The sequence below is a fragment of the Asanoa ferruginea genome, from assembly GCF_003387075.1.
Lineage (GTDB): Bacteria > Actinomycetota > Actinomycetes > Mycobacteriales > Micromonosporaceae > Asanoa > Asanoa ferruginea.
Genome location: NZ_QUMQ01000001.1, coordinates 3,392,948 through 3,408,272, shown reverse-complemented (window position 1 = coordinate 3,408,272; position 15,325 = coordinate 3,392,948). Strand labels below are relative to the sequence as shown.

17 protein-coding genes are annotated in these 15,325 nt (G+C 69.9%); 9 read left to right on the top strand and 8 right to left on the bottom strand.

The genetic code is table 11. The annotated features are described in order from the left end of the window. Nucleotides 1–12: 12 nt before the first annotated feature. Nucleotides 13–2,112: a phosphate acetyltransferase gene (gene pta / locus DFJ67_RS16135; protein WP_116068648.1), complete on the top strand. Its 2,100-nt coding sequence runs from the start codon at nt 13–15 to the stop codon at nt 2,110–2,112. Next, nucleotides 2,109–3,254, top strand: coding sequence for an acetate kinase (locus DFJ67_RS16130; RefSeq protein ID WP_116068647.1), 1,146 nt, complete (start codon nt 2,109–2,111; stop codon nt 3,252–3,254). Before pta ends, DFJ67_RS16130 begins: the two co-directional genes overlap by 4 nt. Here the strand turns inward: DFJ67_RS16130 and DFJ67_RS16125 are convergent. Further along, nucleotides 3,251–3,436, bottom strand: a complete 186-nt coding sequence (locus DFJ67_RS16125) for a hypothetical protein (protein WP_116068645.1) — start codon at nt 3,434–3,436, stop codon at nt 3,251–3,253. The genes DFJ67_RS16130 and DFJ67_RS16125 overlap by 4 nt on opposite strands. 86 nt (nt 3,437–3,522) lie before the next feature. On the opposite strand from DFJ67_RS16125, the gene DFJ67_RS16120 reads away from it, so the two are divergent. Both DFJ67_RS16120 and DFJ67_RS16115 read left to right on the top strand, forming a co-directional pair. Continuing rightward, the gene (locus tag DFJ67_RS16120) at nt 3,523–4,443 is read left to right on the top strand and encodes an alpha/beta hydrolase family protein (RefSeq protein WP_116068643.1); all 921 of its coding nucleotides are present in this window, start codon (nt 3,523–3,525) and stop codon (nt 4,441–4,443) included. Between the two features lie 201 nt (nt 4,444–4,644). Continuing rightward, nucleotides 4,645–5,667: an alpha/beta hydrolase family protein gene (locus DFJ67_RS16115; protein ID WP_116068642.1), complete on the top strand. Its 1,023-nt coding sequence runs from the start codon at nt 4,645–4,647 to the stop codon at nt 5,665–5,667. A gap of 47 nt (nt 5,668–5,714) precedes the next feature. Here DFJ67_RS16115 and DFJ67_RS16110 read toward each other — a convergent pair whose 3' ends face one another. The 3 genes from DFJ67_RS16110 to sodN form a co-directional block, all read right to left on the bottom strand. Further along, nucleotides 5,715–7,103, bottom strand: a complete 1,389-nt coding sequence (locus DFJ67_RS16110) for a hypothetical protein (RefSeq protein ID WP_116068641.1) — start codon at nt 7,101–7,103, stop codon at nt 5,715–5,717. Between the two features lie 277 nt (nt 7,104–7,380). Continuing rightward, nucleotides 7,381–7,788, bottom strand: coding sequence for an ATP-binding protein (locus tag DFJ67_RS16105; RefSeq protein WP_203783645.1), 408 nt, complete (start codon nt 7,786–7,788; stop codon nt 7,381–7,383). A gap of 89 nt (nt 7,789–7,877) precedes the next feature. Further along, on the bottom strand, nt 7,878–8,282 hold the full coding sequence (gene sodN / locus DFJ67_RS16100) for a superoxide dismutase, Ni (RefSeq protein ID WP_116068640.1): 405 nt from the start codon (nt 8,280–8,282) through the stop codon (nt 7,878–7,880). Nucleotides 8,283–8,309: 27 nt separating this feature from the next. Between sodN and DFJ67_RS16095 the strand changes: the two genes are divergently transcribed. The 3 genes from DFJ67_RS16095 (at nt 8,310) to DFJ67_RS16085 (ending at nt 11,066) form a co-directional block, all read left to right on the top strand. Continuing rightward, nucleotides 8,310–8,693 carry a S26 family signal peptidase gene (locus DFJ67_RS16095; protein ID WP_116068639.1) on the top strand — a complete coding sequence of 128 codons (384 nt, stop codon included), beginning with the start codon at nt 8,310–8,312 and terminating at the stop codon, nt 8,691–8,693. A gap of 102 nt (nt 8,694–8,795) precedes the next feature. Continuing rightward, complete coding sequence (locus DFJ67_RS16090) at nt 8,796–9,977, top strand: NAD(P)-dependent malic enzyme (RefSeq protein WP_116068638.1); 1,182 nt, start codon at nt 8,796–8,798, stop codon at nt 9,975–9,977. A gap of 129 nt (nt 9,978–10,106) precedes the next feature. Next, the gene (locus DFJ67_RS16085; RefSeq protein ID WP_203783654.1) at nt 10,107–11,066 is read left to right on the top strand and encodes a zinc-binding dehydrogenase; all 960 of its coding nucleotides are present in this window, start codon (nt 10,107–10,109) and stop codon (nt 11,064–11,066) included. Nucleotides 11,067–11,071: 5 nt separating this feature from the next. Here DFJ67_RS16085 and DFJ67_RS16080 read toward each other — a convergent pair whose 3' ends face one another. Next, entirely contained in the window at nt 11,072–11,464 is a 393-nt protein-coding gene (locus tag DFJ67_RS16080) for a hypothetical protein (protein WP_239097238.1), read from the bottom strand. Nucleotides 11,465–11,557: 93 nt separating this feature from the next. Between DFJ67_RS16080 and DFJ67_RS16075 the strand changes: the two genes are divergently transcribed. Both DFJ67_RS16075 and DFJ67_RS16070 read left to right on the top strand, forming a co-directional pair. Next, entirely contained in the window at nt 11,558–12,508 is a 951-nt protein-coding gene (locus DFJ67_RS16075) for a diacylglycerol/lipid kinase family protein (protein ID WP_116068636.1), read from the top strand. A gap of 418 nt (nt 12,509–12,926) precedes the next feature. After that, on the top strand, nt 12,927–13,184 hold the full coding sequence (locus DFJ67_RS16070) for a WhiB family transcriptional regulator (RefSeq protein ID WP_116068635.1): 258 nt from the start codon (nt 12,927–12,929) through the stop codon (nt 13,182–13,184). A gap of 90 nt (nt 13,185–13,274) precedes the next feature. On the opposite strand, the gene DFJ67_RS42720 is transcribed toward DFJ67_RS16070, so the two are convergent. The 3 genes from DFJ67_RS42720 to DFJ67_RS16055 form a co-directional block, all read right to left on the bottom strand. Then, nucleotides 13,275–13,679, bottom strand: a complete 405-nt coding sequence (locus DFJ67_RS42720; protein ID WP_170215870.1) for an FxLYD domain-containing protein — start codon at nt 13,677–13,679, stop codon at nt 13,275–13,277. Between the two features lie 73 nt (nt 13,680–13,752). Further along, nucleotides 13,753–14,580 (bottom strand): sirohydrochlorin chelatase, encoded by an 828-nt coding sequence (locus tag DFJ67_RS16060; protein WP_116068633.1) that lies wholly within the window; start codon nt 14,578–14,580, stop codon nt 13,753–13,755. After that, on the bottom strand, nt 14,562–15,323 hold the full coding sequence (locus DFJ67_RS16055) for a phosphoadenylyl-sulfate reductase (RefSeq protein ID WP_116068632.1): 762 nt from the start codon (nt 15,321–15,323) through the stop codon (nt 14,562–14,564). The genes DFJ67_RS16060 and DFJ67_RS16055 overlap by 19 nt, the downstream gene beginning before the upstream one ends. Between the last annotated feature and the right edge of the window lie 2 nt (nt 15,324–15,325).

The window sequence follows — 15,325 nt, the reverse complement described above, 5'->3', positions numbered from 1 at the left end:
TAGGTTGGGTTGGTGGGGCGCAGTGTCTATATCGCCGGTTTCGGCGAAGGTGGCGGCAAGTCGACGGTGGCACTCGGTCTGGCCGAGCTCCTTTCCCGACAGGTCGGTCGGATCGGCGCGTTCCGGCCATTGGTCACCAGACCCGGGCACGACCCGATCCTCGACCTGTTGCGGGAGCGCTACGCGATCTCGCTGCCGGCCGCTGACCTGCACGGTATGACCTACGCCGAGGCGGCCGCGCTGGTGGCGGCCGGCAACCGCGAGGAGCTGATCTCCCGGATCGTCGAGCGCTATCGGGCCGTCGAGGACCAGGTGCCGGCGATGGTGGTGATCGGCAGCGACCTGGAAGACAGCGACGACCCCCGCCAGCTCGGCTTCAACGCCCGGCTGGCGACCGAGCTGGGCAGCGTGGCAGTCGCCGTGGTCGACGGGCAGACCGACGACCCGGCGTCGGCGATGAGCACGGCCTACCACAGCCTGACCGACCTCGGCGCCACCGTGCTGGCGGTGATCGCCAACCGGGCCCCGGCCGGTGTCGTGCCGCCGGCCCTACCCGTTCCGGCCTACGTGATCCCCGAGGTGGCCACCGTCTCCGCACCAACGGTGGGCGAGGTGGCCACCGCCCTGGGCGCCACGGTGCTGGCCGGCGACGCCCGCGCGCTCGACCGAGACGTGCTCGACTATGTGGTCGGTGGTGCGCACGTGCCGGCCTTCCTCGACCACCTGACCGACGGCTGCCTGGTGATCACCCCGGGCGACCGGGCCGACCTGCTGCTCGCCGCGTCCAGCGCGCACGCGAGCGGGATGGTCGCGGTGGCCGGGGTGATGTTGACCCTGGGCGAGCAGCCCGACGAGCGGGTGATGCGGCTGATCGACCGCCTCGACACCGGGCTCGCGGTGCTCTCGGTCGGATCCGACAGCTACCACACGGTCGCGGCGGCGTCCCGCATCGAGGGCCGGCCGAGCGCCAGCAGCCCGCGCAAGGTGGAGGCCGCGCTCGGCGCCTTCGAGTCGAACGTGGACACCGCGGCGCTCGCCGACCGCCTCCAGGTGGCACGCTCGTCGCGGGTCACCCCGCTGATGTTCGAATACGACCTGATCGACCGCGCCCGCTCGGCGCGACGCCCACTAAGGTCCTCAGCCGCCGGCACGCTGGCGCGTCCCGACGCCTTCCGGTCATGCCGGCTCGTGTTGCCCGAAGGCACCGAGGAACGGATCCTGCGGGCGGCCGAGATCCTGCTGCGCCGCGGCGTCGCCGACCTGACCCTGCTCGGCGGCAAAGACGAGATCGCCCGCCGAACCCGCGAGATCGGCGTCGACATCTCCGGCGCCGACGTGGTCGACCCGGCGACCAGCCCGTGGCGCGACGAGTTCGCGGCCACCTACGCCAAGCTGCGGTCGCACAAGGGCGTCACCCTTGACCTGGCCCACGACGTGGTGGCCGACCCCAACTATTTCGGCACCCTGATGGTGCTGGCCGGCCAGGCCGACGGCATGGTCTCCGGCTCGACACACACCACGGCCGCGACGATCCGCCCGGCGTTCGAGGTGATCAAGACCGTGCCGGGGGTGTCGGTCGCGTCGAGCGTGTTCTTCATGCTGCTCGCCGACCGGGTGCTGGTCTACGGCGACTGCGCCGTCAACCCCGACCCCGACGCCGCGCAACTGGCCGACATCGCGCTGTCGAGCGCCGACACCGCCGCCGCGTTCGGGATCGAGCCGAGGGTCGCGATGCTGTCCTACTCGACCGGCACGTCGGGCTCCGGCGCCGACGTCGACAAGGTGGCGGCGGCGACCGCGCTGGTCCGCGAACGCCGGCCGGACCTGCCGGTGGAGGGCCCGATCCAATATGACGCCGCGATCGACGCCGAGGTGGCGGCGGCCAAGATGCCCGGCAGCGAGGTGGCCGGCCACGCGACGGTCTTCATCTTCCCGGACCTCAACACCGGCAACAACACCTACAAGGCGGTGCAACGCTCGGCCGGCGCGGTCGCCGTCGGCCCGGTGATGCAGGGCCTGCGCCGCCCGGTCAACGACCTGTCCCGCGGCGCCACGGTGAAGGACATCGTCAACACGGTGGCGATCACGGCCATCCAGGCGGCCGCCCGATGAGCCGGGTGCTGGTCCTCAACTGCGGCTCCTCGTCGCTCAAATACCGCCTGTTCGACGTGCCCGCGACCGGGGAGCCGCTGGTCGTCGCGACCGGGACCGTCGAGCAGATCGGCGAACGGGTGCCCGGCGCACCACATGACCACGCCGAGGCGCTGGCCGCCGCGATGTCCGACCTCCCGCTCGACGGGCTGACCGCCGTCGGCCACCGGGTCGTCCACGGTGGACTGATGTTCAGCACCCCGGCGCTGGTCGACGACGCCGTGGTCGCGGCGATCTCCGACCTCGTGCCGCTGGCGCCGCTGCACAACCCGGCCAACCTCGCGGGCATCGAGGTCGCCCGGGCGCTGCTGCCCGGCATCCCGCAGGTCGCGGTCTTCGACACCGCCTTCCACCGCACGCTCTCCCCCGCCGCCAGCACCTATGCGATCGACGCGGAAACGGCCGAGCGCTATGGGATCCACCGCTACGGCTTCCACGGCACGTCGCACGCGATCGTCTCGCGGCGCACCGCCGCGCTGCTCGGCCGGCCGCTCGACGAGGTCAACACGATCACGCTGCACCTCGGCAACGGCGCCAGCGCCTGCGCCGTCGAGGGCGGCCGCAGCATCGCCACCTCGATGGGCCTGTCCCCGCTGGAGGGCCTGGTCATGGGCACCCGCAGCGGCGACCTGGACCCGGCGATCATCTTCCACCTGCACCGGGTCGCCGGCATGCCGTTCGCGGAGATCGACAACCTGCTCAACCGCCGCAGTGGCCTGGTCGGCCTGGCCGGCGTCAACGACATGCGCACCCTGCTGACCCGGCGCGCAGCCGGCGACCGGGCCGCCGCACTCGCGTTCGACGTCTACTGCCGGCGGATCCGCTCCTATGTGGGCGCCTACTACGCCGAACTCGGCCGCCTCGACGCGATCACGTTCACCGCGGGCGTGGGAGAGAACGCACCGGCCGTACGAGCGGCGGCGTTAGCCGGTCTTGATCGTCTGGGTATCGCCGTTGACCCGGCGCGCAATGACACGCCCGAACGCGGGGCGCGCGTCATCTCGCCACCGGACGCGCCGGTAGCGGTGTGTGTCGTGCCCACCGATGAGGAGTGGGAGATCGCCAGCCAGACGCTCGGGGTGGTGGCCGGCGGGGCGGCCTAGCGGGTCAGTGCGAACACCAGGACGACGATCACGACGACGGCGATAACCGCGCCACCGATCAGCAGGGGCGTGCGGTTGGCCGCGGGGGCGGGTGGTGCGGTGGGGGCAGGCGCCTCGTCGCTGCGCACGAAGGCGCGGAAAGCCTCCGTGTTGCCGCTCGGGTCCCGGTAGTCGTCAGACATGCGAACGACCTTAGCGAACCGCATCGACCACCCCAAACACCGAAAAGGCTGACGTCTGTCCGGTTCCCAGCACTTACCGTGTGGTCATGGGGGGAAGGCGGTCCGTACTCGCATTAGTCGCCTTGCTGTTGCTGTTCGCCATATCCGCTTTTGTCCCGGCGGCGGCGGCACCCGGCGACACCGTTTTCAGTGCCGCCGGCGCCTACCCGGTCGGCGTCCGCACGTTGGCCCTGGCCCGCGGCCCAGACCGCCCGCTGCCCACCACCATCTGGTACCCGGCGTCCCTGTCAGCCGGTCGCCCCGGCACCGGCACGGTGACTCGCGACGCGGCCGTGGCCGCCGGCCGCTTCCCGCTGGTCATCTTCAGCCACGGCCTGCAGAGCCGCCCGGAAGACCACGTGCAGATGACCACCCGCTGGGCCGCGGCCGGCTTCGTGGTGATGGCCCCCGCGTTCCCGCACACGAAGAAGAACGCCCCGGCCTACACCCGCGACGACCTGGTCAACCAGCCCGCCGACGCCTGGGCGGTCGTGCTCGCCGTCAGCAAGCTCGACGCCGCACCCGACGACCTGTTCGCCGGCCACCTGGACACCCGCGACGTGGTGGCGGCCGGCCACTCGGGCGGCGCCTACACCGCGGCGGCGATGTTCCAGCAGGGCCACTCCGCCCGGCTGAAGGGCGCGATCGTCATCGCCGGCGCCCGCCCACGCTTCGAGTTCGGCGGCCCACCGGCGGCGATGCTCTTCATCCACGGCGACGCCGACCCGACGGTCCCCTACTCGACCGGCCGCGCCGTGTTCGCCCGCGTCCCGTGGGACAAGGGCTTCCTGACCTTGCCGGGCCTCAACCACGGTTCCTACCTGAGCCCGGGCCGCCCCGGCTTCAACGAGGTGATGACCTCGACGACCGACTTCCTCCGCTGGCGCCTCGACGGCGACAAACACGCCCGCTGCGCTCCGGGGCCCCTCCGCATCACCTTCGGCCCCGACGAACCCCTGTGCGGCTGAAGGGCTGGTTCTCTTCGGGTCGCGCCGGGAGCCGACCACCTCGTCGCGGCGTACATAACAAAACATGTAGCCACACGTTTTGTTATGTACGCCCGCGCAGACCTACCCGCCGGCTCCACGACACGCCCGGGGCGCTTCGCCCGCGGGGCGAGCACGCTGATGCGACAGAACGGGCGTGACCAGCGACGCTAGGGTCGGCGAATGACCTCGCGCACCGGCGGCCCGACCGACCCGGCTCCCTCTGTCGCCAATGCGGGTCATTTCGGCGCCCAGGACCGGCCCGTCACACACCGATCGACCTCACCACGGGTCGCGGTCGGGCTCGTGGCGGCCTTGGTCGGTGCGGCCGCGCTGGCCGGGTGCGGTGCTGACGCGCGGCAGGTCACCCCGGTATTCCGGACTCCGGCAGCGTCGCCAACCGCGGTGTCGCCGACGCCGTTCACGGGAAAGGCACCCACCAAGTCGTTCGACGTGGGCGTGCGGGAGCTGGACCTCTCGCGGGATGGGCGGGCGCTGGCCACGACCATCTACTACCCCGAGGGGACCGGACGCTTCCCGCTCGTGTTGTTCAGCCATGGGCTCGGTGGGCGGCCCAGCGACTACGCACCGCTGTTGCGGCGGTGGACGGCGGCCGGGTTCGTGGTGGCGGCGCCGGCCTACCCGCACACCAGTGGCGGGGTGCGTGACTACGACGTGCTCGACGTGGTCAATCAGCCGGCCGACGCCTCGTACGTCATCGGGAAGGTCCTCGCCCTCGACAAGCGAAGTGGTGACCGGTTCTTCGGGCGCCTCGCCATCGATCGGGTCGCCGCCGCCGGGCACTCCGCGGGCGGCATCACCACGGTCGGGATGTTCACGCTGGCCCGGGACCCGCGGCTGGATGCCGGGATCGTGCTGTCCGGGAATGCGCTCGGCGCGGGCACCGGGTTCCGCGGCGCCGCCGCCCCGATGCTGTTCGTGCACGGGAAGCGGGACGAGACGATCTCGTATGCGTCGGGTAAGGCCGCCTATGACGCCGTGCCGTGGCCGAAGGCGATGTTGTCGTTCCCGAAGGGTGACCACGGCGAGACGCTGCTGCGCGACGGTGGCGCGTCGTTCGAGGTGCTGGCCGACGCGACCACGGAGTTCCTGCGTTACGCGCTGTATGGCGACTCGGCGGCCAAGCCGCGCATCGACAAGGCCGCGGGGCAGGGCGATGTCGCCACGCTCGACGACCGGCTGTGAGAAAAGCGGCGGGATCCGAAGTGGATCCCGCCGCCGCCTCGCGCTAGTTACTTGACCGGTTTGCGGGTGTCCGCGAACAGGTTGGTGCTGGCCTCGTAGGAGATGCCGGACTGGGTGGTGCGGGCGATCACGCCGTAGCGGAAGTCGTGCCCGTAGAGGTTGTCGCGGATCACGATGCCCGACGCGGTGAGGTCGGTTCGCACGCCGATCGAGTAGTTGCCGCCGTTGCAGAAGTTCTGCTCGAACACCAGGTTGGTGACGCTCGGACCGGTCGTCGACCCGATCATCAGGCAGGCGTTGAACGGATCCTTGGTGTTCGGGTTATAGGCCTCGATGGTGTTGTGCCGGACCACGATGTTCTTGCCGGCCGTGGTCTGCATCGCGTCGTTGTGCGAGCCGTCGGCCCGGGTCAGGTGGTGGATCCACGAGTCGATGACCTGGCTGTTGTCGCCCAGCCGCGGCCCGTCGATCGTGTTGAAGATCTCCACCTTCTTGAGCGTGTAGCCGCCGCAGCACACCGTCGCCGAGTTCTTGCCCGCGCCGTCCATCGTCACGTTCTCGACGAGCAGGTTGGCGTTGGCGTCACTCACCTTGATCGAGTAGTTGCTCGTGCAGGTGATCTTCGAGTTGCGGATCGTCACGTTCTTGGCGGTGACGGTCACGCAGCCCTTGATGTCGAGCCCGCTGACCACCTGGCCGGCCTTCGAGAGGGTGAGCCCACCGGAGGCCTTGAGCGCGAGGCCGTCGGGCACGCCGGTGTTGGACGGGCCGGGGAACGAACTCGGGATGCCGGGCCCCTGGCCACCGCCGGCCGGCGGCTGCTCGACCGGCTTCGTCGGCGGCTTCGGGGCCGGCGGCTTGGCGGTCGGGCTCGCGGTCGGGGTGGGCGTCGCGCTCGGTGCCGGCGTCGGCTGCGTCGGCTTGGCCGGCGGGGTCGGCACGGCCTCACCCGCGTTGACGTTGATCTTCTGCCCGTTCCAGGTGGAATCGATGATCGTCGCGGGCAGCGCGTCGGAGTACATGAAGCCGTTGCGGCATCCCTGCAGCTCAACCCGCACGGCGGTGTAGTTGCCGAAGACGATCCCGTTGGTCTTGCTTTCCTGACAGAAGATCTTCGTGTCTTCAATGCGCGTGCCGGAGAAACCGTCATAGATCCGCAGGGAGTGATAGCCCCCGTAGCGAATGGTGGTATTCCGGATGGTGACGTTGTCAGCCTTTACGTAGAGGTATCCGTTGATCGTCTGCCCATCGATCACGGTCCCCGCTTTGGTCACCGTGACGGAGCCGGAGGACGCGACCGCGACCCCGACGCCGGCGGCTGCGAGGCCGAGCGTGGTCAGCACCATCACGAGGGCACGCCCGGGCCGCCGGAAGCCGAAGCGTCCGCCAGTGGTGCGCGGCGCCCGGCGGGTGCCTTTGCGCGCTGCCGAGAACATCGAATCAAACTCCTTTGAGAACTTTCCGTGGGTTGCCACCGCGGAACGGAGCCGACTTTACCGGCCGTGCGGAAAAGCGCTGACGGACAAAAAATCCGTTGTGGATCTAGTCTTTAGTGATCCTTAAGAACCTCTTTGTTAGGCCTTATCAAGCAGATTTCAATTCGCTTATAACCAGCATTTGTCCGATTTGAACTCTCCAAAAAGTCCGGTTTCTCGTCAGCCGAGATTGGGGCATCCTGGAGCCCGTAACCAGATTGATTTGCCCAGGTCCGGGCTAGTGTCCGACCCGGCGGGTGATCAGTCGGATGGTGGCGCGACCGTCGGCGACCTCGGCGTTGGCGAAGGTGGTCAGCGCCGTCAGCACCTTCCACGCGAAGGAGCTCTCCGCCGGGAGGCGTGCACCGCGCACGGTGGGCACGGTCACCTCGACCAGCAGCGCGTCGTCGGTCACCGCGAATCGGCATTCGAGCTCGGCCTCGGGCGTCGCCACGACCAGGAGCATCGCGCAGGCCTCGTCGACCGCGATGCGGAGATCTTCGATCTCGTCGAGGGCGAACTGGAGGCGGGCGGCGAGCGTGGCCGTCGCGGTGCGCAGGACGCCCAGGTAGCCGCCGTCAGCGGGCACCGTGAGGAGCACGACGTCGTCGTCGACGTTCGCGCCCGAAGTTGTCAGTTGACTCACCGGCTGCCATCCCCTCGATCGCGGACTCTACAGCGCCGGCCGGCACCCCATGCGGGGTGCCGGCCGGCTCATGCGTCGAAGGGTCTCGATCAGGCCTTCTTGGTCTCCCAGAAGATCTTCGCGATCTCGTCGATCTTCGCCAGCAGCTTGTCGCCGTCGGCGGGGTCAACGGACTCCTTGGAGCCGGCGCCGCCGGCCAGCTTGGTGGTCTCGTTGAAGAGCGCGTGCAGGTTGGGGTATTTCTCGAAGTGCGGCGGCTTGAAGTAGTCGGTCCAGAGCACCCACAGGTGGTGCTTGACCAGCTCCGAACGCTGCTCCTTGATGATCAAGGCGCGGGTGCGGTAGACCGGGTCCTGGTTGGCCTGGTACTTCTCCATGATCGCCTTGATCGACTCGGCTTCGATCCTGGCTTGCGCCGGGTCGTAAACGCCGCAAGGCAGGTCGCAGTGAGCGCTGACGACGGTGCGCGGCGCAAGGAAACTAGGAAGTCGCATCAGGACTCCTCCAAGGGAAGACATACGATGATCCTCGCTGAGGACATTACCCCCGGCGCTGCACCGAAACGTCGCGGAGGTGCGTTCGTGGCGTCACTTTTCGCCGCTCTGGTGCGCGGCCCCTCGATGGTGCCTACCTTGCGTGACGGCGACGCGCTGTTGGTGCTCCGCGGCGGACGGCCGATCCGGCCCGGTGACATCGTCGTCGCAACTTTCCGCGCACGCCCCGACCTTCTGGTGGTCAAGCGCGCGGTGCGCGCGCAGGACGGCGGCTGGTGGATACGCGGCGACAACGAGTTCGTCACCGACGACTCGCGGGCCTACGGCGTGGCCGACGTGAGCGGTCGCGTCGTGTTCCGTTACTGGCCGCGGCCCGGACGGCCGCGGTCAAGCATTATGCTCGACAACTAGCGGGTACCCCCGCTTGCTTCGCCGGTCACCGCTGACCTCGCGTCGAGCCGGCACCTCTCTGCCGGCTGTTTGCAACTCTTCGACGCGAACTGGAGTACCACAATGGCACCCTCGTCCGAGGATCCTGTTTTCGAACTGCACCGCGGCGGCAAGATGGCGGTCACTTCGACCGTGCCGCTGACCAGCCGCGAAGACCTCTCGCTGGCCTACACGCCGGGCGTCGCCCAGGTTTGTGAGGCGATCGCCGCCGACCCCGCCCTGGTCGACGACTACACCTGGGTCGCGCACACGGTCGCCGTCGTGACCGACGGTTCCGCTGTGCTCGGTCTCGGCAACATCGGCCCGCGCGCCGCGATGCCGGTGATGGAGGGCAAAGCCGTGCTGTTCAAGCAGTTCGGCGGCGTCGACGCGGTGCCGATCTGCCTCGACACGCAAGACATCGACGGCATCATCGCGACGGTCACCGCACTCGCACCGTCGTTCGGCGGCATCAACCTCGAAGACATCAGCGCGCCGCGCTGCTTCGAGATCGAACGCCGGCTCGACGAGGCGCTGCCGATCCCGGTCTTCCACGACGACCAGCACGGCACCGCGATCGTCGTGCTCGCCGCGCTGCGCAACGCCGCGACCCTGCTCGAACGCAAGCTCACCGACCTGCGCGTGGTGGTCAGCGGCGCCGGCGCGGCGGGCATCGCGGTGACGAAGATGCTGGTCGCGGGCGGCGTCAATCCCGCCGAGGTGCTGGTCGTCGACTCGCGCGGCATCCTGCACTCCGACCGGCCCGACCTGGCCGCGCCCGCGGCGGTCGCGAAGGCCGAGATGGCCGCGATGACCAACCCGCACCGCCGGGCCGGTGGCATCGCCGAGGCGCTGGCGGGCGCCGACGTGCTGATCGGCGTCTCCGGCGGCGAGATCCCCGAGTCGGCGGTGGCCACGATGGCCCCGGGCGCGATCGTCTTCGCGCTGGCCAACCCGACCCCCGAGGTCCACCCCGACATCGCGTCCCGGCACGCGGCGCTGGTCGCCACCGGCCGCAGCGACTTCCCCAACCAGATCAACAACGTGCTCGCGTTCCCGGGCGTGTTCCGCGGCGCCCTCGACGCCCGCGCGACCCGCATCACCGAGGGCATGAAGGTGGCGGCCGCCGACGCCATCGCCGGGGTGGTGGCCGACAACCTGCACCCCGACGCGTTCGTCCCGTCGCCACTCGACCCGCGCGTGGCACCCGCGGTGGCGGCCGCGGTGGCCGAGGCCGCCCGCCGCGACGGCGTGGCACGGATCTAAAGAGCTGTTCCCGGGCCCGTCGGGGGCGCGACCGTCGCTCCCGCCGGGCACCGCTCGCTTCGCATCGCTGCCAGGCTCGCGGTGCCAGGTCAACCGCCGACCCGCACGACCGACACCCCGAGCGATTAGATTCCAACCATGCGCGCTGCCTTCGCCACCCGGTTCGATGACGCCAACCCACTGTCCGCGCTCGCCGTCGGTGACCTGCCCGAGCCCGAGCCGCGCGACGGCTGGGCCACCGTCGAGGTGCGCACCAGTTCGCTCAACCACCACGACCTCTGGTCGCTGCGCGGGGTCGGCCTGCGCGAGCAGCAGCTACCGATGATCCTGGGCTGCGACGCGGCCGGCATCGCCCCGGGCGGCGAGGAGGTCGTCGTCTACCCGGTGATCACCACGCCGAGCGACCCGCGGGGCTACTCGCTGCTTTCCGAGCACTTTCCGGGGACGCTGGCCGAGCGGGTGTCCGTACCCGTGGAGAATCTTGTCCCTAAGCCCGCCGATCTTTCCTGGGAAGACGTGGCCTGCCTGCCGACGGCGTGGCTGACCGCCTACCGGATGTTGACCACCAAGGGCCGCGTCGAAGAGACCGACGCCGTGCTGATCCAGGGCGCCGGCGGTGGGGTCGCGACCGCGGCCGCGCTGATCGCGGTGGCGATGGACAAGCGGGTCTACGTCACCAGCCGCGACGCCAAGAAGCGTGAGCGGATCACCGGCATCGGGGCGACCGCGCTGGAGCCGGGTGCGCGGCTGCCCGAGCGGGTCGGCGTGGTGATCGAGACGGTCGGCGAGGCGACGTTCGAGCACTCGATGAAGGCGACCGCTCCGGGCGGGCGGATCGTAGTGTCCGGCGCGACGTCCGGCTACCTACCGAAAATCGACCTGCGCCGGGTGTACGCCATGCAGCTCGAGATCCTCGGCTCCTCGATGGGGAGCCCGGGCGAGCTCGCCGCGCTGCTCGCGTTCTGCGCCGACAAGGCCGTCCGGCCGATCGTCGACCAGGTGATCGGCTTCTCCGAGGTGGAGCGGGCGTTCGCGCACCTGCGTGAGGGCGGCATCTTCGGCAAGATCGTGCTGGATCACACGGCCTGAGAACGTCAGCCGACGCCGAGCGCCTTGTTGCTGGCCGGTGCGACCAGCAGGCCGCAGATCAGCAGGCCGAGCGCGATCAACAGGACGCCCAGCCAGGCCAGCCCGCCCTGGATCATGTAGTAGCCGACCGCGCAGAGCATGAGTTGCAGGACGATCGCGGGGGCGCGCGCACCGGCCCGCCCCGCGGTCAGCAACCGACCGATGAAGAACAGCGCCACGGCGCCCAGCGCCGCGAAGACCGTCAGCAGCAGCGCCGAGGTCAGGTCGACCGAATCGGCGGTCGCTGACTCGAAGCCCAGATAGAGGGTCAGCGCGACCATCCCGGCGGCTTCCGCGAAGAGCAACCACACAGCGGCGCGCAACGTCGACGGCGCGGTCTCGGCGGGGTTCTCGGACACGCCGCCACGATACCGCCGTGCCGTACGACACAGCTGCTCCGGGGCGCGCGGAAGGCGCACAGAGGGTGAGCACTCGCGGGTACAGTCCGCCACATGCGGGCCCTGCTCGTGGTCAACCCGAAGGCCACCACGACCTCAGAACGCAGCCGTGATGTCCTGATCCGCGCCTTGCGCAGCGCTGTCGACCTGCGGGTCGAGTTCACCCGCCGGCGCGGGCACGCGGTCAAGCTGGTCCGCGAAGCGGCCACACTCGGTGTCGATGTCGTTGTCACCCTGGGTGGGGACGGCACGGTCAACGAGGCAGTCAACGGCTTGATGGGCGCATTGCCCGACATGCGGGAGATGGGCGACGCGCCCCCGGCCGAGCGGCTGCCGGCGCTCGCCGTCGTTCCCGGCGGCTCGACGAACGTGTTCGCCCGGGCGATCGGTCTACCCAAGGACTGGATAGAGGGCACCGGCGTGATCCTCGAGGGGTTGCGGGCCGGGCGGTCGCGGACCATCGGGCTCGGCCGCGCCGACGATCGCTACTTCACGTTCTGTGCAGGATTCGGTCTCGACGCGGCCGTCATCCGGCGGGTCGAGCGGGCCCGATCGCGCGGCCGGGTGTCGAGCTCGTCACTTTATCTGCGGTCGACGCTCGGTGAGTTTCTGGCGACCGACCGACGCCATCCGGCGATCTCGCTGGAGCGCCCGGCCGAGACGGTGATCGATGAACTGTCCACGGTGATCATCCAGAACACCACGCCGTGGACCTATCTCGGCGATCGCCCCGTAAGCCCCAATCCGGACGCGTCGTTCGACCTCGGACTTGACGTACTGGCCGTCCGTCAGCTAGCGGTCGCCAAGACGACACGCACAGTCACCCAAATCCTGTCGCCGCGAACGAATCCGCACGGCCGCCAAGTCTTCCAACTCCATGATGTTCACGAATTCACCCTGCTCGCGAGCCGTCCGGAGGCGTTCCAACTAGACGGTGACTATCTCGGTGAGCGGGAAAAAGTTAGATTTACCTCCGTGGCGCAAGCGCTGAGAGTAATCTGCTGAGGAGCGGGTACGAGGTGTCAAGGCGCCGATTCTGGCAGCCGCAGGGGTGACACGTGCCGGAAATGCCAGTAATGTGGCGCGGACCGTACTACATTGATTGCGGCTGGCGAAATCCGGGTGCCGAGCACATGCTCGAAAACCGGACAAAGGGGTCGTGAGCTTGCTCACCCGCTTAGACTTTTTCGCGGCGTCCCTCTTGACATCGCGACAGTTCGTGAAAGTATTCACAAGCGAAAACGAGTTACGGGAACGTTGCCTGCGAGCACTCCGCACGCACCCTCGGCGCCGTTCCTCGGGGCTAATCGCCTGCCCACGCGCTGCCAACGTGGCGGATGCTCACCGTCACGGAGTGCAACGCGCGCGCATATAAAGATCCACCCGCATTGTTTGCCATCGCTGAACGAGGAGTGTTGCCGCCATGGACTGGCGCCACCATGCTGCCTGCCGCGACGAAGACCCGGAGCTGTTCTTCCCGATCGGGACGTCCGGCCCGGCTCTGTTGCAGGTCGAGCAGGCCAAGGCCGTCTGCCGGCGGTGCCCCGCGACCGACCAGTGCCTGCAGTGGGCACTGGAATCAGGTCAGGACGCCGGCGTCTGGGGCGGGATGAGCGAGGAAGAGCGGCGCGCGGTCAAGCGCCGCGGTGGCCTGCGGGTCCTGCGCGCTCACTCCGCCTGACAACGAAACACCAGCACCACGCAAGGACGCCCCGGGCAACCGGGGCGTCCTGCGTTTGCGGGTTCCGTACACCTGCTGGTCATCCTGAGGTCAACTCCGGTTCAGCACCACCGTGATCTCGCAGGTGCCCTTCGATGTCGGTGCGTCGAGCGAGGTGGTCACCTCACGACGCACGGTCTGACCAGGCGCCGCGTCAGACACGACGACCGAGTCCTTGCCGACGACGCCACCCTTGGCGTCGCGATACTCCCACTCGATCCGGGCCGATCCGGCTTCCTCGCCGTCGTTCCGGATGGTCAGCGACACCGCGACCGACGAGCCGTGAAACTCGCACGAGGCGATGTCGGCGACCAGGTCCGACTGGCTGCGGCCGTTTCCGACCCGCAGCAGCACCACGAGTGTGACCAGGGCCAACAGGCCGAGGACCGTGAACACTCCGGGCAGCGTGTCCCAGAACCCTGGTTTCGCCGGCCGGCGGGACATGTCGTGCGTCACGCGCGCAAGCTATCCAGCGGCCCGCCGCATCTTCCGGCAATCGCTCCAAAGTGGGCGGGTCAAGCCGCCCCGGTCACGCCGCCTTGGCCAGGTCGCAGATCGGTTCGCGGGCCGTCGCCGTGCGGGCCAGCACCAGTCGGGCCAATTCCGGCGCACCGCCGAGCGGCTCGGCCACCACCGCGGCGCCGGCCCGGCGGGCGGCCGTGACGACCGTCTCATGTAGCAGGCCGGGCGCCAGGAAGTAGGACGCGACACCGATGTGGCGCGCGCCACCCGCCCGCAGTGCGGCAACCGCCTCGTCGCCGGTCGGCTTCGCCGCCGACGCGTAGGCCACCTGGCACGGCACGCCGCCCAGCGCGGTCGACAGGTTTCCGGCGACCGTCTCGACCGTCGACCGGGCCGCGTCGTCGCGGGTGCCCGCCGCGGCCAACACCACGCCGTCGAGCGGCACCACGCCCGGCGCCCACACCCCGGCCGCGGTCGACGCCGCCGCCAGCCGCCGGCGCAACGCGCTCAGCAGCAACGGCTCGGTAACCCCGCTGACCGGGCCGAGCACGTCGGCCACCGCGACCGGCATCCGGAGCCCAGCGGCGCGCGCGTCCATCAACGCGGCCGGCACGTCGACCCGCACGTGGTAGGCCGACGTCAGCAGCAACGGCACCAGCGTGGCCCGCTTCTCGCCGGCCGCCTCCAGCGCGAGCAACGTCTCCGCCGGCCGCGGCCCGCTGTGGTCGAGGAAGGCCAACCGCACCGGCGTGCCCGGACGGGCCCGGCGCACCGCGTCGACCAGGGCCGCGTTGGCCCGGGCCGCGCGCGGGTCGCGGCTGCCGTGCGCGACCAGCACCAGCGGGCCGGGCGCGGCGGGAAGCCACAGGTGAAGCGTCATACGTGCAGGCCGCATTCGGTCTTGTCGAACATCGCCCACCGACCGGCGCGCGGGTCTTCGCCGGCCTTGGTGCGCCGGGTGCACGGCCAGCAGCCGATCGAGCCGTAGCCCTGCTTGAACAGCTCGTTGACCGGCACGTTCCAGCGGGAGATGTAGGAGTCGACGTCGGACTGGCTCCAGGCGGCGATTGGGTTGACCTTCACCTTGCCGCGCTTGGGGTCGAAGCCGACCACCGGCGTGTTGGCCCGGGTCGGTGACTCGTCGCGGCGCAGGCCGGCGGCCCAGGCGTCGTAGTCGCCGAGCGCCCGCTCCAGCGGCTCGACCTTGCGGATGAAGCAGCACTCGTCGGGCGCGCGGTTGAACAGCCGCGGACCGTATTCGCCGTCTTGCTGGCCCACCGTCAGCCGCGGGCGGATCGACCGGACGTTGACCGGCATGGTGCGGGCGACCGCGTCACGCACCTTGAGGGTTTCCGGGAAGTGCAGGCCGGTGTCGAGGAACACCACGTCGACGCCGGGTGCCACACGCGAGATGAGATGGGCGACCACGCCGTCGGCCATCGAGCTGGTCACACAGAACCGCGGGCCGAACGTGGTGGCCGCCCAACGGGCGATCTCCAGCGCCGGCGCGCCTTCCAGGTCACGGCCCGCCGCGTCGGCGAGGGCCTTGAGCTCGTCGGCGGAACGCCGATCGGTTTGAGCCGGGCGGGGACCGCCCAGCGACACCAGTCCCAGATCGACCGCGTTGACGGCACTCATCT

What these genes read in the sequence shown, in the direction of transcription:
- DFJ67_RS16110 (WP_116068641.1), bottom strand. Translation starts at nt 7,103, where the DNA reads ATGTTCTCGGCAGCGCGCAAAGGCACCCGCCGGGCGCCGCGCACCACT.
- DFJ67_RS16095 (WP_116068639.1), top strand. Translation starts at nt 8,310, where the DNA reads ATGATCCTCGCTGAGGACATTACCCCCGGCGCTGCACCGAAACGTCGC.
- sodN (WP_116068640.1), bottom strand. Translation starts at nt 8,282, where the DNA reads ATGCGACTTCCTAGTTTCCTTGCGCCGCGCACCGTCGTCAGCGCTCAC.
- DFJ67_RS16070 (WP_116068635.1), top strand. Translation starts at nt 12,927, where the DNA reads ATGGACTGGCGCCACCATGCTGCCTGCCGCGACGAAGACCCGGAGCTG.
- DFJ67_RS16055 (WP_116068632.1), bottom strand. Translation starts at nt 15,323, where the DNA reads ATGAGTGCCGTCAACGCGGTCGATCTGGGACTGGTGTCGCTGGGCGGT.
- DFJ67_RS16090 (WP_116068638.1), top strand. Translation starts at nt 8,796, where the DNA reads ATGGCACCCTCGTCCGAGGATCCTGTTTTCGAACTGCACCGCGGCGGC.
- DFJ67_RS16125 (WP_116068645.1), bottom strand. Translation starts at nt 3,436, where the DNA reads ATGTCTGACGACTACCGGGACCCGAGCGGCAACACGGAGGCTTTCCGC.
- DFJ67_RS16060 (WP_116068633.1), bottom strand. Translation starts at nt 14,580, where the DNA reads ATGCGGCCTGCACGTATGACGCTTCACCTGTGGCTTCCCGCCGCGCCC.
- DFJ67_RS16120 (WP_116068643.1), top strand. Translation starts at nt 3,523, where the DNA reads ATGGGGGGAAGGCGGTCCGTACTCGCATTAGTCGCCTTGCTGTTGCTG.
- DFJ67_RS16130 (WP_116068647.1), top strand. Translation starts at nt 2,109, where the DNA reads ATGAGCCGGGTGCTGGTCCTCAACTGCGGCTCCTCGTCGCTCAAATAC.
- DFJ67_RS16075 (WP_116068636.1), top strand. Translation starts at nt 11,558, where the DNA reads ATGCGGGCCCTGCTCGTGGTCAACCCGAAGGCCACCACGACCTCAGAA.
- DFJ67_RS16115 (WP_116068642.1), top strand. Translation starts at nt 4,645, where the DNA reads ATGACCTCGCGCACCGGCGGCCCGACCGACCCGGCTCCCTCTGTCGCC.